This window comes from Streptomyces sp. NPDC048600 (assembly GCF_055587025.1).
Map to the genome: position 1 here is coordinate 110,658 of NZ_JBVJGZ010000024.1, position 23,055 is coordinate 133,712.

The following is a 23,055-nucleotide window of genomic DNA, read 5'->3' on the forward strand; positions in this document are numbered from 1 at the left end:
AGGGGCGCCGAGTGGCGGACGTGCGCGGCGCGGTCACTCCTTGACGCTGCCCGCGGCCAGTCCGGACTGCCAGTACCGCTGGAGCAGCAGGAACGCCGCGACGATCGGCACGATGGTGAGCAGCGAGCCGGTGATGATCAGGTCGAACACGGCCTCGCCGCCGGCGGTCTGCGCCTGGGCGTTCCATGCGTTCAGGCCCAGGGTCAGCGGGTACCAGTCGGGGTCCTTCAGCATGATCAGCGGCAGGAAGTAGTTGTTCCAGGTCGCCACCATGGAGAAGAGGAGCACGGTGACGGTGCCGGGCATGAGCAGCGGCATCACGATCCGGACGAAGGTCCGCACCTCGCCGGAGCCGTCGATACGGGCCGCCTCCAACAGCTCGGTGGGTACGGCCTCCGCCGCGAACACCCACATCAGATACAGCCCGAACGGCGAGATCAGCGACGGGACGATCACCGCCCAGGGGGTGTTGGTGAGGCCCATCTCGCTGAACATCAGGAAGGTGGGGACCGCCAGGGCCGTGCCGGGGACCGCCACGGCGCCGATGACCACCGCGAACACCGCGCGGCGCCCGGGGAAGTCGAACTTCGCCAGCGCGTAACCGCCGAGCACGGCCAGGACCGTGGAACCGCCCGCGCCGAGGACGACGTACAGCATGGTGTTGAGCAGCCAGCGCAGGAACACGCCGTCGTCGTAGGTGAGGGTGCGGCTGATGTTGTCCCACAGGTTGAAGTCGTCGGCGAACCACAGCCCGAAGGAGTCCTGGAGGCCGGTCTGGGTCTTGGTCGCGTTGATCACCAGCCAGGCCAGCGGGAGCAGGGTGTAGAGCAGGACCAGACCGGTCAGCAGGGTCAGGGGCAGGCTGCGGCGCGGGGCCGACGCGATGTGCGGGCGGCGTCGGCGGCGGGACGCTCCGGCGGCGCGGGTGGGTGGGGCCGCGCGCCGGTGGGTGGTGGGCGGGGTGGCGGGGTGGGCGGAGTCCGCCGACGTGGACACCGCGGGCCCGGCGTCCGTGAGGTCGGGGGTGGAGGAGGTCATCGCTCAGCCTTCCGCATGCCGCGCAGCTGGACCGCGTAGGCGATGATCGCCGTGATGACACCCATCACGATCGCCACGGTGGCCGCGTAGTTGTGCTGCTGCCCCGAGAAGGACAGCGAGTAGGTGTAGAGGTTCGGGGTGAAGTCGCTGGTGATCGCGTTGGGGGCGAGCTTCTGGAGGATGCTCGGTTCGTTGAACAGCTGGAAGCTGCCGATGATCGAGAAGATGGTGGCGATGACCAGCGCGCCGCGGATGGCGGGGAGCTTCACCGAGGTGATGATCCGCCACTCGCCGGCGCCGTCGATGGCCGCCGCCTCGTACAGCGACTTGGGCACGACCTTCAGCGCCGAGTAGAAGATCAGCATGTTGTAGCCGACGAACTCCCAGGTCACGATGTTGCCGATCGAGGCGAGCACGAGTGACGGGGAGAGCGGGTCGGGCAGCGACACCGCGAAGGCGTCGTTGATGTTGCCGACCAGACCGAAGCGCGTGCCGTACATGAAGCCCCAGATCAGGCTGGCGACCACGGCGGGCACGGCGTACGGCAGGAAGATCGCCACCCGGAAGAAGCCCTTGCCCCAGAGGCGGCCGCTGTCGATGGCGAGGGCCACCAGCAGCGCGATGCCCAGCATCACCGGCACCTGGATCAGCAGGAACAGTCCCACCCTGGCGAATCCGTCCCAGAACCGGGTGTCGGTCAGCGCCTCGCGGTAGTTCTCCAGGCCCACGAACGAGGTGCCGCCGATCAGCCGGTCCTGGAACAGGCTGAGGTAGACGGCGTACGCGATCGGGGCGAGGAAGACCAGGGCGAAGACGGCGACGAACGGGCCGGCGAAGCCCCAGCCCACCAGGGCCTCCTTTCGGAGGCGGATGCGGGTGCGACCACGGGACGGTGGTGTCGCCGTCACGGGTGTCGACTGGATCGTCATGGAGGGTCCTTGCGTCGTGTGACCGTCCGGACCGGGCCGGAGAGAGCGGCGTCCGGAGGCTGGGTAACGGCCCTGCCGAAGGGCTGACCGATGATCGATGTTTACGTAATCATCGGTAGCGTGATGGTGGCACTACCGATGGTGGGCGTCAAGCGTGAAGTCAGCCCGAGCAAGGGGATTCTGGTGCCGAAGGGGCCGCGAGGGGGCCGGCCCTGGGAGACCGGTGGGCACCCAAGAGGGGCGTCACCGACAAAAGCGGCTTCCGGAGGCGCTTCTTCCGTTGTGAGCGTAAACGGGGTTCTGTGCTACGTGAACCGGTCGGACCGGGCGAATTGCCTCCGGCGGGTGGGGGGTGGGGTGACGGCGGCCGTCGGCGGGGTGCGGCTTCGTCGCGCCCGCTCGCGCAGTTCCCCGCGCCCCTTCGAGGCACCTCGGGCGCCACCCACCGTCCCCAAGGCGCGCCCGGTCCGTGGCCGCTCGCGCAGTTCCCCGCGCCCCTCAAAACTGCGTCGGCCCCCGCCCCCTCAGAGACACGAGGACCTACGCGAACAATCAAGACGGACCGGCACCCGAAAACCGCCCCGCACACCCACCCCCCCAGGGGCGCGAGGAACCGCGCGAACAACCACGACGGACCCGCACCGTCAAAGCACGCAGCCCGCCCCAACCCCCCTCAGGGGCGCGGGGAACTGCGCGAACCACCACGACGGACCCGCGGCCAGGGCAGGCGTCCACGCACCCGCCGCGCGGAGACACACAGGTCAGGACATGCCGGGCCGCGGCGCCGCCGTACTCTCGCGCACGATCAGCTCCGGCTCCACCGCCAACCGCCGAGGCCCTTCCGTCCGCCCCTCGATCTGATCGAGCAGCAGCGTCACACAGTGCCGGCCGACGACCTCGAAGTCCTGCCGGACGGTGGTGAGCGGCGGCAGGAAGTACGCCGCCTCGGCCACGTCGTCGAAACCCACGACGCTGACGTCCTCGGGGATACGGCGCCCGGCCCGGTGCAGGGCGAGCATCACCCCGAGCGCCATCTGGTCGTTCGCCGCGAACACGGCGGTGACCTCGGGCCGCCGGGCCAGCTCCTGCCCGATGCGGTAGCCGGACTCCGCGGTCCAGTCGCCGTAGGAGACGGGCGGCATGGGGATGCGGGCGGCGGTGAGCGTGCGGTGCCAGGTCTCGGCGCGACGGCGTGCGGCGAACGAGTCGTGCGGCCCGGCGACGTGCCAGACCGTGCGATGCCCCAGGTCGAGGAGGTGCTTCACCGCGCTGCGGGCGCCGTACGCCTGGTCGAAGTCGACGTTGGGGTAGCGGTGACCGGTTTCGCCGTCGGCGACGACGATCGGCATGGTCGGGGGCAGCTGGAGCGACGGCGTGTCCAGGATCTGGGACTCGACGAGGACGATGCCGTCCACGGACTGGAGCATCAGATGCCGGAACGCCTTGCGGACGGCGGCCTCCGTCTGCGCGCGGACCCCCATGAAGTTGATGGAGAAGTCGGCCTCGCGGGCGGCGTCGGCGACGGCGGCGAGGGTGCGCGCGTTGCCGTGCGCGCCCACGTCGAAGCTGACCACGCCGATCGCGCCGAAACGGCCCGTGACCAGGGCACGGGCGGCACTGTTCGGCCGGTAGCCCAGGACCTGCATGGCGGCCAGCACCTTCTCGCGCGTGGCCTCGTCGACGTTGTCCCGGTTGTTGGCGACCCGGGAGACGGTCTGCGAGGACACGCCGGCCATCGCCGCGACGTCGGCCATGGAGGGCCATTGCCGGGCAGGCCGTGATCGCGCCGAACGCGTCTTCTTCTCTGTCGCCATCTCGCGGACCTTCTGCCGGTGTTCTCAGGTGCTGGCGGCGGCCTGACAGACGTATGCCAGCAATACCCCAGCGATGTTGGCGCAAACATGATCAAAGGTCAAACGTGACCCAGTCCTGCGCGACTCCTTGACAGCCCGAACCGTCACTCCCAGACTCTCCCCCCGAACCGCTCGTGTTTACGTGAACATCGGAAGGCACCTCTTCGACGACACACGACCGGTCGGCCTTTCCATGGCATGCCGAGAGCCGCTTCGGCATGCCCTCCTCCACCACGCGCCGTCCTCATCGGCCGCGTGCTCCCCGGCACGTCCCGGCCTGTCACGGGCCCGGTCCTGCCCTTGAGCCCCACGAGGTACGCGATCATGCGACGCACACCCCTCGGGACGACCACGGTGCTCACCGCGCTGTGCGCTCTCCTTCTCTCGCTCCTCGGCGCCATGGGAACCGCCCATGCCGCGCCCGTCACCCTCACCAACGCGACCCAGTTCACCGACCCCAACGGCAACCCCGTGCACGCCCATGGCGGCGGGGTCGTCAGGGTCGGCCAGTACTACTACTGGTTCGGCGAGAACCGCAACGCCGACAACACCTTCCGCTACGTCTCCGCGTACCGGTCGACGGACCTCAAGAACTGGGAGTTCCGCAACCACGTCCTCACCCAGGCCACCGACCCCGAACTCCAGTCGGCCAACATCGAGCGGCCCAAGGTCATGTACAACGCCGCCACCGGCAAGTTCGTCATGTGGATGCACAAGGAGAACGCCAGCGACTACTGGGAGGCCCGAGCCGCCGTCGCCGTCTCCGACACCGTCGACGGCGACTACAGCTGGCGCGGCAGCTTCCGGCCCCTCGGTGAGATGTCCCGGGACATCACCACATTCGTCGACACCGACGGCACCGGCTACATGATCTCCGCCGCGCGAGACAACGCCGACCTGCACATCTACCGCCTCACCGCCGACTACACCGGCATCGACGCCCAGGTACAGAAGCTGTGGGCCAACGCGTACCGCGAGGCCCCCGCCCTGTTCAAGCGGAACGGCGTCTACTTCCTGCTGACCTCGCACGCCACCGGCTGGGCCCCCAACCAGCAGAAGTACGCCACCGCCACCAGCATCACCGGCACCTGGAGCGACCTGCAGGACGTCGGCGACTACCGCACGTACGACTCGCAGACCGCGTACGTCCTGACCGTCCAGGGCACCGCGGGCACCTCGTACCTGTACATGGGCGACCGCTGGGGCAACTCCATGGGCGGCATGGTCAACGACTCGCAGTACGTCTGGGCGCCGCTGCGCTTCCCGACGGCGACCACCATGATGATGGACTACTACCCCGAGCTCACCGTCGACGCCGTCGCCGGCACGATCCAGGGCTCCGGGACCTGGGAGACCCTGTCGGCCGTGCACAGCGGCAAGTGCGCCGACGTGGCCGACCGCTCGACGGCCGACGGTGCCGCGCTCATCCAGTGGTCCTGCCAGGGCAGCGTCAACCAGCAGTTCTGGCTGAAGAGCGTCGCCAGCGGCCGGGTGCAGATCATCAGCCGGTTCACCGGCAAGTGCCTCGACGTCGATGCCGCCTCGACCGCCGACGGGGCCCGTGTCGTCCAGAACCGCTGCGACGGCTCCACCCACCAGCAGTGGACCGTGAAGTCGAGCGCCGGCCGCGTCGAACTGGCCGCCCGCCACAGCGGCAAGTGCCTCGACGTGACCGGCTGGTCCCAGGGCGACGGCGCCGTGCTGGAGCAGTGGACCTGCAACGGCGGCGACAACCAGAAGTGGCGCCGCACGGCCGCCTGACCGGCCGGCACCCCGAGGACACCGCCGGAGCCCCGCCGTCCACCCTGACCCGGCGGCGGCGCTCCGGCGGGCCAACGCATCCCGTCCGCCGGGCCCACCCTCACCACCGGGCCCGGCGGGCGGGGCACGCACTATCCCTCACCACCCTCCCCGAAAGGAGACAGACGTGTCGCACACGTCCCCGAGCCCACGGCCCGGCACTCGACGACGCCTCACGCGCGCGCTGCGCGCCGCCGCGCTCGCCGGCACCGCCGCCGCCCTGGCCCTGCCCGCTCTCACCGCTCCCCCGGCCGCCGCGGCCGAGGCCGGGCAGGCGCTGACCGTCCGCCTCGACCCCAGTTACCAGCAGCCCGCGTTCGAGGGCTGGGGCACGGCGCTCGCCTGGTTCGCCAATGTCACCGGAGGCTGGCCCGACGCCCGGCGCAACGCGCTCGCCGACGCGCTCTACGGCGCCGACGGACTCGGCTTCACCGTCGCCCGCTACAACATCGGCGGCGGCGACAGTCCCGAGACCACCCCCTACATGCGCGCAGGAGGCGCGGTGCCCGGCTACTGGAACCGGCCCGGCCCGGAGAGCCCCGACTGGTGGGACCCGGACAACCCCACGCACTGGAAGTCCGACGCCGACGCCAACCAGCAGTGGTGGCTGAGCGCGGCCGAGGCCCGTGGCGCCGACACCTTCGAGGCATTCTCCAACTCGGCCCCCTACTTCATGACCAACAGCGGCCTGGTCTCCGGCAACTGGGACGGCAACCAGGACAACCTCCGGTCCGACCAGTACGACCGCTTCGCCGCCTACCTCACCGGCTCGCTGCGCCGCGCCGAGCAGTCCACCGGCGTCACCTTCGACTCGATCTCGCCGATCAACGAGCCGAACACCGACTACTGGCACGCCGGCGGCCGCCAGGAGGGCTCGCACTGGGAGCCCTCCTCCCAGGCCCGCATGTACACGACCCTGCGCACCGCTCTGAACGCCCAGGGCATCACCACGCCCATCGCGGCGATGGACGAGACCAACCCCGACCGCTTCCGCACGAACTGGGACTCCTATACCGCCTCGGCCCGCGGCGCGGTCGGGCAGCTGAACACCCATACCTACGGCACCAACGGACGCACCGGTGTCCGGGACATCGCCAAGGGCGAGAAGCGGCCGCTGTGGATGTCCGAGGTGGACCTCGGCGGCAGCATCGGGCAGAGCTTCACCGACATGAGCCCCGCGCTGGACCTGGCCGGGCGCATCAACGCGGACATCCGCGAGCTGGAGCCGCGGGCCTGGGTGCTGTGGCAGGCCGTCGAGGACTACGAGAACATGACCCCGGGCCGGGAGAACTCCAACTGGGGCCTGATCCAGACCGACTTCACCCCCGAGGACGCGGCCACCGAGCCGCTGCGCAAGAACAAGAAGTACTGGGCGATGGCCCAGTACAGCCGCTTCGTCCGTCCCGGCGCCAAGGTCATCGCGACGGACGACCCGGACACCTTCGCCGCGTTGCGTCCCGACGGTGGTGCGGTCGTCGTCCACACCAACTCCTCCGGCTCCGACCGTGAGGTCACGCTCGACCTCGACGGGTTCGCCACCACCGCGGGGGCCGTCGAGCGCTACACCACCGACGCCACGCGCAACGTGGAACGCGGCAGCGACCTCCAGGCCGGCGGCACCCTGCGGGCCACCGTCGGCACGGGCTCGGTCACCACGTTCGTGCTGCCGGGTGTCACCGGCGTCGACACCACCGCCGCCTCCGCCCCGGTCGGCGGGCCCCGGCAGCTGCTGAACGACCGCAGTGGCCTGGCCCTCAGCACCTACACCACGGGAGGCAAGACCGTTCCCGTGCAGCGCGCGAGCAACCCGGCCGACCAGGCCCAGCAGTGGACGTTCACCAAGCTGTCCGCGTCCGACTGGGGCAACACCGCCGCCTACCGCATCACGAGCGTCAAGACCGGCAAGGCGCTCTCGGTCTCCCAGGGGGCACTCGGTTTTGCCTCCCCCGGCACCTCCACGGCACAGCAGTGGATCCGCTCCACCACCGGTGACGGGCACGCCACCCTCGTCAACGCGGCGTCCGGTCTGCTGCTGGAGGTCGTCGCGGAGTCGACCGCCGAGGGCGCACCGGTGGGTGTCTACCGGCCCACGACCGGCTCCCACCAGTCGTGGACGTTCCGCGCCACGGCCCCCGACAGCTGGCGCAAGGCCACCTTCCAGCACAGCGGCAAGTGCCTCGGTGTGACCGGTGCCTCCACCGCCGACGGCGCCTCGGGCGCGCAGTTCGCCTGCACCGGTGCCACCAGCCAGCAGTGGGCGCTGCGCCCGTCCGGCTTCGGCTACGTCACTCTGGTCGCCCGGCACAGCGGCAAGTGCCTGGACGTGACCGGGGAGTCCCTCGCGGACGGCGCGGCCGTGTTCCAGTACGGCTGCAACGGCGGCCGCAACCAGGAGTGGGCGGTCCGTGACGCCGGGGACGGCACGTTCACCCTCCGGGCCCGGCACAGCGGCAAGTGCCTCGGGGTGCAGAACGCCTCGACGGGCGAGGGGGCGTTCACGGTCCAGCAGACCTGCTCCGGCTCGGCGGCGCAGCGGCTGACGCTGGGCTGACGGTCCGCGGGGCACGAGGGGGGCCGGGCACCGACGACCATGTCGGTGCCCGGCCTCGTGCCGTGCTCCGGGGGCCGGGGTCACTCCTCCGTGGGGCCGAGGTCCGCGGTCTCCCGGAGGGAGACGGTGCGTGCGCGGGGGGCGGCGTGCAGCTCCAGCACCACGATCTCGTTGGTGCCGGCGCGCAGGACGGGCGCGGGGACGTAGAGGGACCGCTGCGGGCCGCGTGACCAGTAGCGGCCCAGGGGGAAGCCGTTGATCCAGGCGTTGCCCTTGGTCCAGCCGTCGAGGTGGAGGAAGGTGTCGGCCGCTTCGGCGAGGTCGAAGGTGCCGCGGTGCAGGACCGGCCCGGTCGGGGTGACGGTGGTCGGTGCGAAGGGCACCTCGGCCAGGGAGGCGAGGGGCAGCGGACGGCAGGTCCAGCCGGTGAGTCCGGTGCCGTCCAGGAGCACCTGTCCGGGCAGGCCCTTGCGGTCGTGGATGCCCTGGCCGTAGTTCACCCGGCCCTGGTTCTCCACCAGCAGGGTCAGCCGTGCGCCGCCCGGCGGCACGGTGAAGGCGAGGGCGTGCTCATGGCTCTCGCGTTCCAGCACGCCCACCGGCTGCCCGTCCAGGAAGACCTGGGCGCGGTCGCGGACGTGCTCGACCTCCAGCAGGGCCGCTCCGGCGCGCTCCAGTCGCGTCTCGTAGAGGACGAACCCGAAGTCCTGGCCGAGCTGTTCCATCGTCAGCGGCCGCTCCGACTCGACGGCGTCGCCGAACACCTCGGCGCATCCCAGCAGTTCGGCGCTGTCGGTGAGGCGGACGGAGCCGAGGGCGAGTTTGGGGCCGGGTGCCGGAACGGGTTCGGCGGGCACGGGCGCGTACTTGGCGATGATCTCGCGGAACGCGGTGTACTTGTCGGTGGGGTCGCCGGCCTCGTCGAGCGGGGCGTCGTAGTCGTAGGAGGTGACGGTGGGCCGGTAGGTGCCCTTGTCGTTGGCTCCGTTGGTGAAGCCGAAGTTGGTGCCGCCGTGGAACATGTAGAAGTTCACCGAGGCGCCGGTGGCGAGGAGCTCGTCGAGTTCGCGGGCCGCCTGGTCGGGGTCGCGGACCACGTGGTGGCCGCCCCAGCGGTCGAACCAGCCGATCCAGAACTCCGTCGTGAGCAGGGGCGATTCGGGCCGCCCGGCGCGAAGTCCGGCGAGGTGGTGGGCCGAGCGGCTGCCGAAGTTGGCGGTGGCGAGGACTCCGGGCAGGGCACCGCGTTCGAGGTCGGCGGGCTGGTCGCAGGTGAACAGCGGGACGTCGACGCCGGTGCGCCGGAGGGTGGCGGCGAGGTGTTCCAGATAGGCGGTGTCGTCGCCGTAGGCGCCGTACTCGTTCTCCACCTGCACGGCGAGCACGGGGCCGCCCCGGGTGGCGAGACGGCCGTGCAGCGGGGTGAGCAGGCGGGTGAGGTAGTCGTCGACGGCGGCGAGGAACCGCGGGTCGCGTGAGCGCAGCCGGATGTCGGGCTCGGCGAGGAGCCAGGAGGGCAGTCCGCCGCCCTCCCACTCGGCGCAGATGTACGGGCCGGGCCGCAGCAGCACGTGCAGGCCCTCGGCGGCGGCCAGGTCCAGGAAGTGCGGCAGGTCGAGCGGGCCGGTGAGCTCGAAGCGGTCCGGGCGCGGCTGGTGCAGGTTCCAGGGGACGTACGTCTCCACGGTGTTCAGGCCCATCAGGCGTGCCTTGCGCAGCCGGTCGGCCCACTGGCCGGGATGGACACGGAAGTAGTGCAGCCCGCCGGACAGCAGACGGAACGGCTTTCCGTCGAGCAGGAAACCGGTGCGGTCTATCTCAAGTTCGGCCATGGACTGCGTGCTCCTGAAGCGTCAAGGGAGTGCGTGCGGTATCACCGCTCACCAGTATGTTTACGTAAACATCTACGCATGACAAGCCCCGTCGCCCCGCACCCCGCGCAAGGACGGAGAAAGCGCATTCCTCCGCACTTGCCTCATTCACCCACGTCAAACCCCTTGACGGAGCCCCGCACTGCCTGTGTGATGTGTCGCGTCGCGTTCGAACATGTTGAGTTTTGAGACACGCACCCTTCAGAAGGGTGCAGTTTCGCGCCAAATGCACTGTTGGTTCACTCACACCGAACCTTTTCGAACAGCGCCCGTCCCAGCACAGCGCCCGTCCCCGCACCACGCCCGTCCCCGCACCACGCCCGTCCCCGTACAGGCCCACGGCCAGGCGTCCCGGCGGCGCCCGAGCGCGCCGGCTTCCAAGGAGAACCCGCACATGAACCGATCCCACCGCGCCCGCGCCGCCGCGGCCGCCGGCCTGCTCCTCACGCTCGGCCTCACCACCGCGTGCTCCTCCGGCAAGGAGACCACCACCGACGCCGCCGCCCCCGTGCGCGCCGACGGAGAGATCTCCCTGACGTACCTTCAGAAGCAGGGCGACCAGGAGTACTTCGTCGGTGAGGCGGCCGGGGCCAAGGCCAAGGCCGAGGAGCTGGGCATCGACCTGAAGGTCGTCAACCTCGGCAACGACGCCAACAAGACCATCAGCGAGGTGCAGGCCGCCATCGCGCAGAAGTCCGACGGCCTGATCGTCGTCGTGCCGGACCCGGCCGTGGGTCCGCAGGTCGTCCAGACCGCCCGTGACGCCGGTGTCGCCCTGCTGACCTCCGACGACCAGATCTGCAGCACGGGTCCCGACCCGTCCGTCTGCGGCAAGGGCGACCTGGTCCCCCGGATCGGGTTCAGCGGCCGGCAGATGGGCGGCGAGGTCGGCAAGCGGGCCGCCGAGGAGTTCGAGAAGGCCGGCTGGAAGGCCTCCGAGACCCGGGTGCTCTCGGCGTGGAAGCAGGACGTCACGGTGTGCGGCGACCGGGTGAAGGCGGCCGGGGCGGCGTTCGACTCCGCGGTGCCCGGGGTCAGGACCATCGACGTGGCCACCGACAACACCCCGACCGGCGCCCAGGACAAGGTGGCCGCCACGATCACCGCCAACCCGTCCGTGAAGAACTGGGTGATCTGGGGCTGCAACGACGAGAACGTCAGCGGCGGCGTCACCGCGCTCCAGAACGCCGGCATCGCGCCCGACCGCATCATCGGTGTAGGTCTCGGCGCCTATCTGGCGTGCAAGGAGTGGCAGTCCGGCAAGCCCAGTGGCATGAAGGCCGCCCTGTTCATCAACGGCAAGGACGTGGGCGCGCTGGCCGTGCAGACCATGTACGACCGGCTGAGGAACGGCAAGGAGTTCCCGGCCGAGGGCTTCGCCCCGACGACCATGGTCGACGCCGGGACGTGGAAGTCCAGCGGGCTGACCTGCGGGTGACGGCGGGCGGCCGGGGGCCGTCGTCCGGGTCGGGCCGACCGCGGACGTCACAGCGTCCTTCGCCGTCGACGTGGTCCGGCCGCCACGCCCCCTGAACACCGCCCGCACCTGAACCGCGCCCCGGCCGCCCCCTGTTGCCCCCTCCGCCGGCCGGGGCGCACCTCCCCAGCACATCTCGACCGAGGTGATCCATGACTCTCCCCCACAGCCCCGGCCCGCCCGCCGCGGACCCCGTCCGGCCCGTCGTCGGCGTACGCGGTGTCGGCAAGCGCTTCGGCGCCGTCCAGGCACTCGCCGATGTGACGCTCGGCTTCCCCGCAGGTCAGGTCACCGCCCTGATGGGTGAGAACGGGGCCGGCAAGTCCACCCTGCTGCGCATCCTCACCGGTGACCATCCGCCCACCGAGGGCGAGTTGCTGCTCGACGGGCGGCCCGTGACCTTCGGCTCCCCCGCCGAGGCCCGGGCGGCGGGCATCCGGATCATCCCGCAGGAACCGGAGATCGTCCCGCACGTCAGCGTCGCCGAGAACGTCTTCGTCGGGGCACTGCCCCGACGGGCCGGCCGGTTCCTCGACCGGGCCGCACTGCACCGGCGGACGGCCGAGGACCTGCGCCGGCTGGGCTTCGCCGACGTCCTCGACCCCCGGCTGCTCGGTTCCGAACTGACGCCCGCACAGCGCCAGTTGGTGGAGATCCTGCGTGCTCTGACCGGTGACACCCCGCCGCGGCTGATCGCCTTCGACGAGCCGACCTCCTCCCTGTCCGACCACGAGGTCGAGTCGTTGTTCGCGCTGATCCAGCGGCTGCGGGACCAGGGCATCGCCGTCGTCTACGTCTCCCACCGTATGCAGGAGATCTTCCGGCTGGCCGACCGCGTCGCCGTACTGCGCGACGGCACCTCCGTCGGGGTCGTGGACGCCGGTGACATCGACGAGCGCGGACTCGTCCGCATGATGGTCGGCCGCGATCTGTCGGCCATGTTCGTCCGCGAGCACCACACGCCGGGTCAGGTCGTGCTGGACGTGGCGGACGTGACCACCGACGACGTCACCGGGATCACCTTCCAGGTGCGGGCCGGTGAGGTCGTGGGCCTGGCCGGACTGGTCGGCGCGGGGCGTTCCGAACTGGCCCTCGCCCTCGCCGGTGACCGTCCCGTACACGCCGGCACGGTCACCGTCGACGGCAGCCGGCTGCACGGCGGCCGCCCCCGCGAGGCGATCCGGGCCGGACTCGGCCTCGCGCCCGAGGAACGCAAGGCACAGGCGCTGTTCCTGCAGCGGTCCATCCGCGACAACACCTCCGTCGTCGTCCTCGACCGGCTGCGCCGCTTCCGGTTCGTACGGCGCCGGGCCGAACGGTCGCTGGCCGAGGAGTACGCGCGCCGGCTCAGGGTCCGCGCCCCTTCGGTCGAGTCCGAGGCGCGCACCCTGTCGGGCGGGAACCAGCAGAAGGTCGTCCTGGCCCGCTGGCTGGCCCGCAGGCCGAAGGTGCTGATCCTCGACGAGCCGACCCGCGGCATCGACATCGGTGCCAAGGCGGAGATCTACCAGATCGTCGCCGACCTGGCCGCCGACGGGGTCGCCGTCCTCGTGATCTCCTCCGAGCTGCCCGAACTCCTCGGCCTGTCCGACCGGGTGATCGTCATGCAGGGCGGCCGCGTCACCGGCGAGCTCGACCGTTCCGCGGCCACCGAAGAAGCCGTCCTCTCCCTGGCCATGGCGGACGACCTGGCCGACACCGCATCCGGAGCCACCTCATGACCGTCACCGCCACCTCCGACCCGGCCCTCGAGGGCACACCCGACGGGGAGCGCCCGCCGCGCCGCTCCGGGCTTCTCGCCAGGGTCGGCGGTCAGAACCTCAGCCTGATCGGCGCCCTGATCGCCGTCCTCGCCCTGTTCGGCCTCCTCGACGACAACTACCTGAGCCTGACCAACCTCCAGGTCATCGCCGAGGCTGCGACCATCACCGGCCTGCTCGCCGTCGTCCAGACGGTGGTGATCATCGCGGGCGGCCTGGACATCTCGGTCGGCTCCCAGGTCGGTGTGGCCTCCGTGGTCAGCGCCATGGTGTTCACCAGTACCGGCTCCGACGCCCTCATCGGCATGATCGCCGCGATCGGCGTCGGCGTCCTCGTCGGCGTGCTCAACGGCCTGGTCATCGTCTACGGCCGGGTCAACCCCACCATCGCCACGCTGGCCGGACTCGCCGCCTACAAGGGCCTCGCCCAGCTGCTCTCCGACGGCCGCGCGCAGGGGTACGTCCTCAACGACGACTTCTTCGTGTTCCTCGGCCGGGGCAAGATCGCCGGGGTGCCGGCGATGGTGTGGATCCTGGTGCTCGTCGCGGTGGCGGTGCACGTCCTGCTCACCTACACCGACATCGGCCGCAACCTCTACGCCCTCGGCGGCAACGACACCGCAGCCCGGCTCGCCGGCATCCGGATCAACAAGTACCTGGTGTTCGTGTACGCCCTGATCGGGGTCGTCGCGGCCGTCGCCGGCATCCTGCTGACCGCCCGCACCGGCTCGGGCCAGCCCACCTCGGGCAGCGAGGGCCTGGAACTGAAGGCCATCACCGCGGCGGCCCTCGGCGGCTGTGCGCTGAAGGGCGGCCGGGGCGGCATCGGCGGCACCCTGCTCGCCGTCGCCCTCCTCGGCTGCCTGGAGAACGGCCTCACCGTCCAGGGCATCAACTCCTTCTGGCAGAACGTCGCCCAGGGCGCGCTGCTCGTGGTGGCTGTCGTCATCCAGCAACGCCGCAGCGGCGAACGGGCGGTGGGGTTGCCGGACTGACCCGGGCCTGCGAGGCGCCCGCGACATCCGCCGACATCCGCCCCGAAGGGCCGGGAGGTCCGGTTGCGCGCCACCCGGCGTGACCGGCCCTCCCGGCCCCCCCGGCGTCCCGGCAGGGCCGGCGGTCCACGGCCCGCGGCCCGTCCCGGCGCGGGGAGCCGTGGAAGGTCGGCCCTGCGGTGGGCGCACTCCCCCGTCGCGGGATGTTCACGCTCCCACGACCCGACGCCCCCTTGCCTGATTGTCATGGCATCGTCATGCTTTTCCTGCGGAGGAATCTACCCGCATAGACCCACTCCCCGGCTCCATCTGACAGGGCGACACCGACCACTCTCCCCCAGGAGGACCGATCCCCGTGAGACCTCGTTTCCCCCGCCGTCGCGGGCTCGGCGCCGTCGCGGCCTGTGTCGTCGCGCTGAGCGTCGGCCAGACCCTCACCGCGCTGCCGGCCACGGCCGCCCCCACGCCCGTCTCCGCCGTCGACGCGGCTCAGGACCGTGCCGCCCGGGCCGTCGCCGGCTCGCTCACGGACACCGCGTGGCGCGCCCGTGTACGTACGGCGGCGCTCAACTCGCCCGAGATAGCCATCACTTCGCTCGCCGGACAGGCGCGCGGCACGCTGCGGTCGACGCTGGCCGACGCCGACCGGCGGATCGCCGCCGCCAAGGGCCTCGACTCCAAGGCCGGTTCGCTGCTGCGGCTGCGCCTCGGGGACGACTCGATGCGCGCGGCCCTGGCCTCCGGGACCGTCCCGTGGGTGGCCGCGGCGACCACCGACGACGACCCCACCGTCACCGCCTACGACAGCCGCGGCCGGGCCCACGCGATCGACGCGCGCAGGCCGCCCTCCCACCCGGTGTACGTCGTGGACATCGACGCCTCCAAGGCCCTGGCCGCCGGACTCGACGTACTGAACGAGGAACTCGGCCGCCACGGCGTCGCGTCCACCGCACAGACTTCCCGGCGGACCCTGGGCGCGGCCGCGGCCGCCGGCTTCTGGACCACCCGCATCACTTCGGTCAGGCTGTCGAACGACGAGGAGCCCTGGATCAAGGGCGACGCCGAGATCTACACCCTCGTCACCGGCTTCGGCCTGGACGGCAAGGTCCGCGTCGACCCGGTCGACATGCCGTACCTCGACAACGACGGGACCGTCTACCGGCCGAACCAGATCCTCGTCAACTGGTCGAACTACAAGTACAACCTCGCCGACGCCGTGATGATGGAGGAGGACGGCAGCACCAACTACCGTGACCTCGCCAAGGCCATAGCCACCGTCCTGCTCACCATCGCCGACCAGGGCGCCTACGTCCCGCTCGTCAACGCCGTCCTGGACGCCATCCCCGACGACTGGTGGACGGACGACCCCGACTACGTCGACTCCTGGTACACCCTGGCCCGGGCCGACAACGGCACCCGCAACGGCGCCCGGGGCAACGGCTGGATGACCGTGGAACCGTACTTCGTGCAGGCGTTCTGACACCGCCGTAAGCGCGCGCGTCATGACGGCCGGCGGGTTCCCGGGTCCGCCGGCCCTCTCGGGTCTCCGCTCCGCACGGCATGGGGCGGGCCCGAGGGGGTGGGCCCGCCGCCGGATCGTGCGGGTCGGAAGTACCGGTTGCGTACCGGTCTCAGGAGCGGGCGCGGTTCACAGGCCGTACTCCCGGACGACCCGCCTGACCTGCGCGAACAGCATGCCCACGTTCACCGTCTTGCGGCACACCACCACCGCGACCACGTCCTGCTGATCGGTCATCCGCACGAACAGGTGCGTGAGGTTCTCACTGTTGACCAGGATCTCCTGGAAGAAGTGGTTGTCGCTGCTGATCCCGCGGCGCTCCTTGAAGACGTCCTCGATCATCACGACCGTGCGGCCCTGGAAGAGGTCGAGGGTCGCGCCGGCGAGCAGGTCGAGCACCTCGGGCGGGTGGTTGTCGACGGTCTCGTAGGACAGCAGCATGCCGGTCGACATGTCGACGACACCGGACGCGACGCAGTCGGGCGCGTCCGCGCGCAGTGACTTGACCAGACCCAGGATCTGGTCCGAGAATCCGGCGCCCATACGCTTGGTGGCCATCGGTCACACTCCCTCGGGGGCTTTGGCGGTGAGAATGTCGTCGATCCGGTCGAGGGTCGGCTGCGAGGCCCGGTGCAACCGGTCCACGTCCATGCCCTCGTCACCGAGGACGATCATCAGTGCGGTGTCGCCGACCGCGTACACCGCGGCGCAGCCGTGGCTGCCGTAGGTCACCGTCTGGCGCAGAGTGCCGCGGGCGCTCGCCTGTGTGGTGCGGCGCGCGAGTCCGAGCCCGGCCGCGGCGAGGGCGGCGAGGCCCTCCGGGTCGATGGCGTCGGCGGTGTCGGCCGCGATCAACAGCCCGTCGGCGGCGGCGACGGCGGTGTCGGTGATGCCGGTCACCCGTTCGCGCAGCCCGCGCATCTCCAGCGCGAGTGCTTCGTGGTTCATGTACTCAACTCTCCATTTGCTGATCGCGGTGCTCCGGCTGTTTCGGCACGCGGCGATCCGCGGTCCACAGGCGGAGGAACCCTTTCCAACTCGCCCCGTTCTGCTGCGGGGTGAGAGCTTCGGTGATGCCGCTCGCGCCGGGGGTGCGGCGGGGCAGGCTGACGGCTGCGGGCTCGGGCGGGGCCGACGGGCGTGGCGGGGGTGGCGGGGTTGGCGGGGGGTGCCGTACGGCGGTGTCCTCGGCGGCGGGCGGAGGCGGGGCCTGGAGCGGGATCGCGAGCGGGAGCGGGGTGAGGCCCGGGAGCGGCGTCGGGGCCGTGTTCAGGAGGGGGGCCCGGGTCGTGTTCACGTCCGGGAACGTTGCCGTGTTCAGGTCCCGGTCACGGTCCGGGAGGGGTGCCGTCCGTGGGCGCAGGTGGTGTACGGGCCGGTCGGCGGCCGGCAGCCGGAGCGGGACCGGGGAGTCCCCGTCGGCGCACTCCAGAAAGCCCTCGCCGAGCATGCGGGCCGTCTCGACGGTGACGGTGTAGACCCCACGGCCGGTACGGAAGGCGAGGTCACGGGTGGTCCGACGGCCGTCGGCGTGCAGCAGCAGCTCCTGCTGGAGGGAGCTGAGGCGGCGGCCCGGCGGGACGGCTCCGGGGAGGGGGCGTTCGCGGTCGGGGCGTACGGGGCACGGCAGGGCGTCGAGGGCGGTGACCTTGCGGGCGGCCTCCTGGAGCAGCCGGGCGGGAGGCTCGCCCCCGGCGACCGCGGCGGGCGGCGGACCGGCGGCCGGGGCGCGTTCGCAGCCGTCGACCCAGCCGGCGCTGATCGCGAACGCGGCGTCCTGCAAGGCCATCACGCACAGCACGCGCAGTTCGGCGGCTCCGGCGCAGCCCCGGGCGACCAGCCCGGCGGCCGGCCAGCGGGAGCCGCCCGCCTCGCGGACCAGTTCGGCCCACTGTTCGCCGTCGACCCGTCCGGTGCGCAGCAGCAGGGCCTCGGGGCCGGGTGCCCCGGGGCTCTCCGCCGCGACGACGAGCCCGTCGCGCAGATGGAAGGTGCCGCCGGGCGTTCCGGCGACCCGCAGCTCCCCGGTGAAGCCCTCGGTCCCGCAGGAGCCGAGTGCCTGCGTGAGCAGGTCGTGGCCGACCCTGCCGAGGGAATCCCGAACGCCCGCCATCGCTCCCCTTGGCATGTCGCACAAACGCCTGATGCGTCGCACTCAGGGGGGTAGGTGTATCAGCGCTTCGGCATATTCCGGAGCGTTCTGTCCCTAGCTGCCTGTTCCTGGCGGAAGTTGCCATGTCGCGTCGGTCAACTTCATTTGTTCGACGGCCATTTGAACGAACGATGTCGGGACGGGAGCGTCGGCCGGGCCGGTCGTGACCGGGCGGGGCAACGGCTATGCGCGGCCCGCGCGTTCCACCAGGACCCAGCCCGCCAGGACCATCGCCACGGCCGCCGGTGCGGTGACCTAGACCGCGACGAGGGTGGCCGTGTGGCCTTCCAGGAGACCGCCGAAGCCGGTCATCGACAGGCCGAGGACGCCGAGGAGCGCGAGGGTGATGCCCAGTGCGGCCAGGGGACCGCCGGTGTCGGCGGTCGGTCCGAGGGGCGCGGGCCGCTCGAAGCGGCGGAAGACCGACACCAGCAGCGCGGTGAGGGCGGCCGCGGCGGCCAGCCGCACCGGGGTCTGCGCCCACCAGGCGAGGCCGGCGGGCTCGGGCAGCCGTACGCCGAGCGCGAGGAGGGCCCCGTACACGCCCAGCATCGCCGTGAGATGCCACAGGAACGCGGTCATCGCGACCCCGTTCGCGGCGACCACCGCGCGCCAGACCCGGGCCCGCGCGGTGAACCTGGCGCCCGGCCCCTTCAGCAGCTCGACCGCGCCCACCAGCCACAGGCCGTGGCAGAGCAGGGCGAGCGTGGGCGGGGCCATGTTGGAGACCTTCTCGCCGGGCATGCCGACCATGGAGAGGGGATACGGGCCGAGGGCGACGAGCAGGGCGGCGCCCGCGAGGCCGGTCACGGCGAGGGCGAGGGGGCGGCGTATGCGGCCGTCGGCGCGCAGGAAGCCGAGCTGATGGACGGCGAGCCAGACGAGGGCGAAGTTGAGGAACTCGACGTACGGCACTCCCGCCGCGAACCGCAGGACGTCCACCAGTGCGGCGCCGGCGAACAGCGCGGCGAAGGCGCCCCAGCCCCATCGGCCGTGCAGACGCAGCAGCGGCGGGGTGAAGGCGACCATCGCCAGGTAGATGCCTATGAACCACAGCGGCTGGGTGACCAGGCGCAGCGCCGTGCCCGTCAATCCGCCGTCGGCGCCGAGCAGTTGGAGAAGCAGCGCGAGAAGGCCCCATACGCCGATGAAGACCGCCGTGGGGCGCAGCAGCCGCTGGAGCCGGGCCCGCAGGAAGGCCGCGTACTGCGGGCGCGACCGGTGGGCGAGGGCGTGCGAGAAGCCGCCGACGAAGAAGAAGACCGGCATGACCTGGAGGGCCCAGGTGAGGATCTGGAGGCCGGGCACGACGGCGAGGAGGTTGCCGACCTTCCCGTCGTCGGTGACGGCGGCCATCAGCCAGTGCCCCAGGACGACGACCGCGAGCGAGGCGACCCGCAGCAGGTCGACGTAACGGTCCCGGGACGCGGGGGTGGCGGCCGCGAGCTCCGCGGCGCTGGGGCGGCCGCTCGCGCGGCTTCCGATGGTGTGCATACCGGCACGGTGCCGTGGAGCGGGCGTCCGGCGTCAGCGCGCACGTACTCAACTCGCGTATGAGTACGTGCGGTCGGCCTCGGAGCGACGGCTCGGGCGCCTGGCGGGCCTCACGGCGGTGCAAGCGGTGGACGCGCCGCCCCCGCGCCGGTGCCCCCGAGCCGCCCGACCGCCCGCGCAGTCGGCCGAGCGCCGCCCGGCCGCACTTCCGTCCGAACGAGCGCCCGCGACCGACGCCCCGCCCGCAATCCGCGCTTGCGCATATCGCGCGTCTGCAATTATTGTTTAAGCACACTACGGGCTCACTCAACCAACACCGGACGAACCGAGCCCATGCCAATCACCTCTAGGAAAGGCGCCATGAGCACCACCGCTGTCGCCCCGCTGACCACCACGGACGCCGAGATCCTGGTCGCCGCCGCCCGCCGCGCCGCCGAGGTCGCCGGAGTGCCGGTCAGCATCACCGTCCTCGACGCCGGGGGACACCTGCTCGCCTTCCGCCGCGACGACCGGGCCGTCCTGATCTCCGGCGAGACCAGCACCCGCAAGGCCTACACCGCCCTCCAGCTCGACGCCGCGACCGCCGACCTCGTCGACGCCGTCCAGCCCGGCGCCCCGTTCCATACCCTGCCCACCGCGCTCGACCGGCCCCTGCTGTTCATCGCCGGCGGCGTCCCCGTCCACCGCGAGGGCCGCCTCGTCGGCGCGATCGGCGTGGGCGGCGGGGCCCCCGAGCAGGACCACGTCTTCGCCACCACCGCGCTCAAGGAACTCGCCTGATGCCCCGCTCACCGCAACAGGTCTTCACCGAACACGGCGCGCTGCACGGCACCGGAGACCTCGACCTGATCAGCCAGAACTACACCGAGGACGCCGTGTTCGTCACCCCCGAGGGCGTTCTCACCGGACGCCGGGGCGTACGGGAGGGCATCGGCCGCCTGCTGACCGACCTGCCCGGCGCCGAGTGGCGGCTGACGCGGCAGTTCGCCGGTGACGTGCTGTTCCTCCGGTGGTCCGCCAGGACCGCGACGCACGAGGTCACCGACGGAGTCGACACCTTCGTCTTCCGGGACGGCCTGATCGGCGCCCAGACCGTCCGCTACACCCTCACCCCGCGCACCAAGTGATCCACGAGAAGGAGCACCCGCACACCATGGCCCCCGCCACCGTCCCCACCGTCACCCTGAACAACGGCGTCGAGATCCCCCAACTCGGCTTCGGCGTCTTCCAGGTCCCCGACCCCCGGACCGCCGCCGCGGTCTCCACCGCGCTGGAGACCGGCTACCGCAGCATCGACACCGCCGCGATCTACGGCAACGAGGCCGGGGTCGGCCGTGCCCTCGCCGAGTCCGGGCTCCCCCGCGAGGACCTGTTCGTCACCACCAAGCTGTGGAACTCCGACCAGGGCTACGACGCCGCTCTCCGGGCCTTCGACACGAGCCTCGCCAAGCTGGGCCTGGACTACGTCGACCTCTACCTGATCCACTGGCCTGCCCCGGCCCGTGACCTCTACCGCGAGTCCTGGCGGGCCCTGGAGCGCCTCGCCCGGGAGGGCCGGATCCGCGCGGCCGGTGTCTCCAACTTCCAGCCCGCCCATCTGGAGCGGCTGCTGAAGGACGCCGAGCTGACCCCGGCCGTCAACCAGGTCGAACTGCACCCGGGGCTCCAGCAGGCCGAACTGCGCGCGTTCCACGCCGAGCGCGAGATCGCCACGGAGGCGTGGAGCCCGCTCGCGCAGGGCGCGGTCCTGGACCACCCCGTGGTCGACGGCCTCGCCGCCCGGTACGGCAGGTCACCGGCCCAGATCGTCCTGCGCTGGCACCTCCAGCTGGGCAACGTGGTCATCCCCAAGTCGGTCACCCCGGCCCGCATCCGTGAGAACTTCGACGTCTTCGGCTTCGAGCTCACCGACGAGGAGATGCGGGCGCTCGCGGGTCTCGACGGAGGCCGGCGCACGGGCCCGCACCCCGACGAGCTCAACTGACGGGCACCGCCCGCCCCGTCACTCCCCGGGGGCCCGCCCCGGCCGTGCGGGGTGACCGGCGGTCGGACGGACCGTACGACCGGTCACCTCCGGTGTACGCCGCCCGGCCGGTCACCCCGGGGCCGGAGAGGTCAGCGGCGGCGCCGCCAGAACGAGCCGTTGCCGATCTCGCGGGGTTCGATCGACCAGGCGCCGGGCGCGGTGACGACCAGCAGGCGAGGGCCCGCGGTCAGCGGAGCCGAGCCGCGGCCCTTGTCCCACCGGCTGAAGACGTCGTCGCGCTTGCCGTTGGGCCGTACGGCCTCGATCTCGAAGAAGCCGTCGCCGTCCTCGTCGCCCCGGGTCCGGATCGCCAGATCGACCGCGTCTCCCGTGTGCGCGACGACGTCGGGGCCGTGGCCCTCGATCCGGCCCTCGCTCAGCGTGCGGAGCGTGGAGACGGGGCGCACGGAGAGGGTCCAGTCGTCCTGGGTGAGGACGTGGAGACGCAGCGGGCCGTGGCCGTCGTGGTCCACCAGCGCGCGGGCGCGGAGATTCTCGATCCAGCTGAAGAGGACTTCCTTGTCCTTCTGGTTGCGGTGGTCCAGCGTGACGATCTCCGTGGCGCTGTCTCCCTCCTTCACCAGCTCGACCACCACGTACCCGGCCGTGATCGGCACGTCGACCCGGACGACCTCGTCGCCGCTGCCGCTCTGCTCGAAGTGCGGGAAGTCGGGCCCGAATTCGGCGGGGAGTCCGTTGCGCGGGGCTGCGGCACCGGCGGCCGCGGCGGGCGGGACCGGAGCGGCAAACGGCGACTGCGCGGCCGCGTCGGGCAGCGGCGCGAGCGCCGGGGCGGGCTGCGCGGCCGGGTACGGCGTTCCCGCTGCCGCGTCGGGCAGTGGCGCGAGCACCGGCTCCGGGAGCGGAGCCGGGACCGGCGCGGCCTGCGGAGCGGCGAACGCGGGTGGCTGCGGTGCCGGATACGGCGGCTGCACGGCCGCGTCGGGAACGGGTACGGGCGGTGTCACCGTGTCCGGCAGCGGTGGCGCCGGAGGCAGATGGCCGGGCACCGTGGGCGCGGTGCCCGGCGCCGCCGCAGGTTCCTCCGCCACGGTGAAGCCGAAGTCCCCCGCCAGTCCGGGCAGTCCGGACGCGTAGCCCTGTCCGACCGCGCGGAACTTCCAGCCTCCGTTGCGCCGGTAGAACTCGCCCAGCAGGATCGCCGTCTCGGTCGTCGCGTCCTCGACCTCGTACAGCGCCAGTTGGGCGCCGGTGGTGGCGCTCACGGCCTGCATGTACAGGTCCGAGACGTCCGCGAAGGTCCCGCCCTCGCACGACGCCGCCACCACGATCCGCTCCACGGACGCCTCGACGCTGCCGGGATCGATCTCCAGCCAGTCGGCGACGACACCGCCCTCGCCCTGTGCGTTGCCCAGCAGCTTCACGCCGCTCCCCTGGTGCACGGGCTGGTTGTAGAACACCAGGTCGTGCTGTCCCCGAACTCTGCCACTCGTGTCGACCAGCAGCGCGGCCGCGTCGACCTCCAACTGCCCCGGCCCCCCGGAGCGTCGGACGACGGCGACGCGCATCGGCTCGCCGCTGAGTGGAAGGTTCCCCCCTTTGATGATCTGCATGGAGGCATCCTGACAT

General features: G+C 71.8%; 17 protein-coding genes and 1 pseudogene. 9 read left to right on the forward strand and 9 right to left on the reverse strand.

The features are described 5' to 3' along the window. Nucleotides 1-33 precede the first annotated feature (33 nt). From ACZ6SQ_RS28385 to ACZ6SQ_RS28395, 3 genes are all read right to left on the reverse strand, one after another. Nucleotides 34-1,038, reverse strand: coding sequence for a carbohydrate ABC transporter permease (locus tag ACZ6SQ_RS28385; protein ID WP_469566923.1), 1,005 nt, complete (start codon nucleotides 1,036-1,038; stop codon nucleotides 34-36). Then, nucleotides 1,035-1,967 (reverse strand): carbohydrate ABC transporter permease, encoded by a 933-nt coding sequence (locus ACZ6SQ_RS28390; protein WP_469566925.1) that lies wholly within the window; start codon nucleotides 1,965-1,967, stop codon nucleotides 1,035-1,037. Before ACZ6SQ_RS28390 ends, ACZ6SQ_RS28385 begins: the two co-directional genes overlap by 4 nt. A 761-nt stretch (nucleotides 1,968-2,728) precedes the next feature. Then, nucleotides 2,729-3,721: a LacI family DNA-binding transcriptional regulator gene (locus tag ACZ6SQ_RS28395; RefSeq protein WP_469566928.1), complete on the reverse strand. Its 993-nt coding sequence runs from the start codon at nucleotides 3,719-3,721 to the stop codon at nucleotides 2,729-2,731. Between the two features lie 423 nt (nucleotides 3,722-4,144). Between ACZ6SQ_RS28395 and ACZ6SQ_RS28400 the strand changes: the two genes are divergently transcribed. Together ACZ6SQ_RS28400 and ACZ6SQ_RS28405 are read left to right on the forward strand one after the other, a co-directional pair. Further along, nucleotides 4,145-5,581: an RICIN domain-containing protein gene (locus ACZ6SQ_RS28400; RefSeq protein ID WP_469566930.1), complete on the forward strand. Its 1,437-nt coding sequence runs from the start codon at nucleotides 4,145-4,147 to the stop codon at nucleotides 5,579-5,581. Nucleotides 5,582-5,747: 166 nt separating this feature from the next. After that, nucleotides 5,748-8,171, forward strand: a complete 2,424-nt coding sequence (locus ACZ6SQ_RS28405) for an RICIN domain-containing protein (RefSeq protein WP_469566933.1) — start codon at nucleotides 5,748-5,750, stop codon at nucleotides 8,169-8,171. Between the two features lie 80 nt (nucleotides 8,172-8,251). On the opposite strand, the gene ACZ6SQ_RS28410 is transcribed toward ACZ6SQ_RS28405, so the two are convergent. Continuing rightward, the gene (locus ACZ6SQ_RS28410) at nucleotides 8,252-10,003 is read right to left on the reverse strand and encodes a glycoside hydrolase family 35 protein (protein ID WP_469566935.1); all 1,752 of its coding nucleotides are present in this window, start codon (nucleotides 10,001-10,003) and stop codon (nucleotides 8,252-8,254) included. Nucleotides 10,004-10,436: 433 nt separating this feature from the next. Here ACZ6SQ_RS28410 and ACZ6SQ_RS28415 point away from each other — a divergent pair, with 433 nt between their 5' ends. From ACZ6SQ_RS28415 to ACZ6SQ_RS28430, 4 genes are all read left to right on the forward strand, one after another. Then, nucleotides 10,437-11,480 (forward strand): substrate-binding domain-containing protein, encoded by a 1,044-nt coding sequence (locus tag ACZ6SQ_RS28415; protein WP_469566938.1) that lies wholly within the window; start codon nucleotides 10,437-10,439, stop codon nucleotides 11,478-11,480. 191 nt (nucleotides 11,481-11,671) lie between these two features. Beyond that, complete coding sequence (locus tag ACZ6SQ_RS28420; protein WP_469566940.1) at nucleotides 11,672-13,240, forward strand: sugar ABC transporter ATP-binding protein; 1,569 nt, start codon at nucleotides 11,672-11,674, stop codon at nucleotides 13,238-13,240. Further along, nucleotides 13,237-14,274: an ABC transporter permease gene (locus ACZ6SQ_RS28425; protein WP_469566943.1), complete on the forward strand. Its 1,038-nt coding sequence runs from the start codon at nucleotides 13,237-13,239 to the stop codon at nucleotides 14,272-14,274. Before ACZ6SQ_RS28420 ends, ACZ6SQ_RS28425 begins: the two co-directional genes overlap by 4 nt. 355 nt (nucleotides 14,275-14,629) lie before the next feature. Beyond that, the gene (locus tag ACZ6SQ_RS28430; RefSeq protein ID WP_469566945.1) at nucleotides 14,630-15,754 is read left to right on the forward strand and encodes a DUF3103 family protein; all 1,125 of its coding nucleotides are present in this window, start codon (nucleotides 14,630-14,632) and stop codon (nucleotides 15,752-15,754) included. A 168-nt stretch (nucleotides 15,755-15,922) separates the two neighbouring features. Here ACZ6SQ_RS28430 and ACZ6SQ_RS28435 read toward each other — a convergent pair whose 3' ends face one another. The 4 genes and pseudogenes from ACZ6SQ_RS28435 to ACZ6SQ_RS28450 all read right to left on the reverse strand — a co-directional run bounded on the left by ACZ6SQ_RS28435 (nucleotide 15,923) and on the right by ACZ6SQ_RS28450 (nucleotide 19,439). Next, a complete protein-coding gene (locus ACZ6SQ_RS28435) occupies nucleotides 15,923-16,351 on the reverse strand; it encodes a hypothetical protein (protein WP_469566947.1) in 429 nt (142 codons plus the stop codon). Nucleotides 16,352-16,354: 3 nt separating this feature from the next. Then, entirely contained in the window at nucleotides 16,355-16,741 is a 387-nt protein-coding gene (locus ACZ6SQ_RS28440; protein WP_469566949.1) for a roadblock/LC7 domain-containing protein, read from the reverse strand. A 4-nt stretch (nucleotides 16,742-16,745) separates the two neighbouring features. Then, on the reverse strand, nucleotides 16,746-17,906 hold the full coding sequence (locus ACZ6SQ_RS28445) for a MarR family transcriptional regulator (RefSeq protein ID WP_469566951.1): 1,161 nt from the start codon (nucleotides 17,904-17,906) through the stop codon (nucleotides 16,746-16,748). Between the two features lie 222 nt (nucleotides 17,907-18,128). After that, nucleotides 18,129-19,439, reverse strand: a pseudogene (locus ACZ6SQ_RS28450) (acyltransferase family protein). Nucleotides 19,440-19,799: 360 nt separating this feature from the next. On the opposite strand from ACZ6SQ_RS28450, the gene ACZ6SQ_RS28455 reads away from it, so the two are divergent. Genes ACZ6SQ_RS28455 through ACZ6SQ_RS28465 form a run of 3 tightly spaced genes read left to right on the forward strand, consistent with a single transcriptional unit; the run spans nucleotide 19,800 to nucleotide 21,423 of the window. Then, nucleotides 19,800-20,219: a GlcG/HbpS family heme-binding protein gene (locus ACZ6SQ_RS28455; protein ID WP_469566952.1), complete on the forward strand. Its 420-nt coding sequence runs from the start codon at nucleotides 19,800-19,802 to the stop codon at nucleotides 20,217-20,219. Continuing rightward, nucleotides 20,219-20,566 (forward strand): nuclear transport factor 2 family protein, encoded by a 348-nt coding sequence (locus ACZ6SQ_RS28460; RefSeq protein WP_469566955.1) that lies wholly within the window; start codon nucleotides 20,219-20,221, stop codon nucleotides 20,564-20,566. Before ACZ6SQ_RS28455 ends, ACZ6SQ_RS28460 begins: the two co-directional genes overlap by 1 nt. Nucleotides 20,567-20,592: 26 nt before the next feature. Further along, nucleotides 20,593-21,423, forward strand: a complete 831-nt coding sequence (locus tag ACZ6SQ_RS28465) for an aldo/keto reductase (protein WP_469566957.1) — start codon at nucleotides 20,593-20,595, stop codon at nucleotides 21,421-21,423. A gap of 131 nt (nucleotides 21,424-21,554) precedes the next feature. Here ACZ6SQ_RS28465 and ACZ6SQ_RS28470 read toward each other — a convergent pair whose 3' ends face one another. Continuing rightward, a complete protein-coding gene (locus ACZ6SQ_RS28470; RefSeq protein ID WP_469566959.1) occupies nucleotides 21,555-23,039 on the reverse strand; it encodes a TerD family protein in 1,485 nt (494 codons plus the stop codon). Nucleotides 23,040-23,055 lie beyond the last annotated feature (16 nt).

What these genes read in the sequence shown, in the direction of transcription:
- ACZ6SQ_RS28385 (WP_469566923.1), bottom strand. Translation starts at nt 1,038, where the DNA reads ATGACCTCCTCCACCCCCGACCTCACGGACGCCGGGCCCGCGGTGTCC.
- ACZ6SQ_RS28390 (WP_469566925.1), bottom strand. Translation starts at nt 1,967, where the DNA reads ATGACGATCCAGTCGACACCCGTGACGGCGACACCACCGTCCCGTGGT.
- ACZ6SQ_RS28395 (WP_469566928.1), bottom strand. Translation starts at nt 3,721, where the DNA reads ATGGCCGACGTCGCGGCGATGGCCGGCGTGTCCTCGCAGACCGTCTCC.
- ACZ6SQ_RS28400 (WP_469566930.1), top strand. Translation starts at nt 4,145, where the DNA reads ATGCGACGCACACCCCTCGGGACGACCACGGTGCTCACCGCGCTGTGC.
- ACZ6SQ_RS28410 (WP_469566935.1), bottom strand. Translation starts at nt 10,003, where the DNA reads ATGGCCGAACTTGAGATAGACCGCACCGGTTTCCTGCTCGACGGAAAG.
- ACZ6SQ_RS28415 (WP_469566938.1), top strand. Translation starts at nt 10,437, where the DNA reads ATGAACCGATCCCACCGCGCCCGCGCCGCCGCGGCCGCCGGCCTGCTC.
- ACZ6SQ_RS28420 (WP_469566940.1), top strand. Translation starts at nt 11,672, where the DNA reads ATGACTCTCCCCCACAGCCCCGGCCCGCCCGCCGCGGACCCCGTCCGG.
- ACZ6SQ_RS28425 (WP_469566943.1), top strand. Translation starts at nt 13,237, where the DNA reads ATGACCGTCACCGCCACCTCCGACCCGGCCCTCGAGGGCACACCCGAC.
- ACZ6SQ_RS28435 (WP_469566947.1), bottom strand. Translation starts at nt 16,351, where the DNA reads ATGGCCACCAAGCGTATGGGCGCCGGATTCTCGGACCAGATCCTGGGT.
- ACZ6SQ_RS28440 (WP_469566949.1), bottom strand. Translation starts at nt 16,741, where the DNA reads ATGAACCACGAAGCACTCGCGCTGGAGATGCGCGGGCTGCGCGAACGG.
- ACZ6SQ_RS28445 (WP_469566951.1), bottom strand. Translation starts at nt 17,906, where the DNA reads ATGGCGGGCGTTCGGGATTCCCTCGGCAGGGTCGGCCACGACCTGCTC.
- ACZ6SQ_RS28455 (WP_469566952.1), top strand. Translation starts at nt 19,800, where the DNA reads ATGAGCACCACCGCTGTCGCCCCGCTGACCACCACGGACGCCGAGATC.
- ACZ6SQ_RS28460 (WP_469566955.1), top strand. Translation starts at nt 20,219, where the DNA reads ATGCCCCGCTCACCGCAACAGGTCTTCACCGAACACGGCGCGCTGCAC.
- ACZ6SQ_RS28465 (WP_469566957.1), top strand. Translation starts at nt 20,593, where the DNA reads ATGGCCCCCGCCACCGTCCCCACCGTCACCCTGAACAACGGCGTCGAG.
- ACZ6SQ_RS28470 (WP_469566959.1), bottom strand. Translation starts at nt 23,039, where the DNA reads ATGCAGATCATCAAAGGGGGGAACCTTCCACTCAGCGGCGAGCCGATG.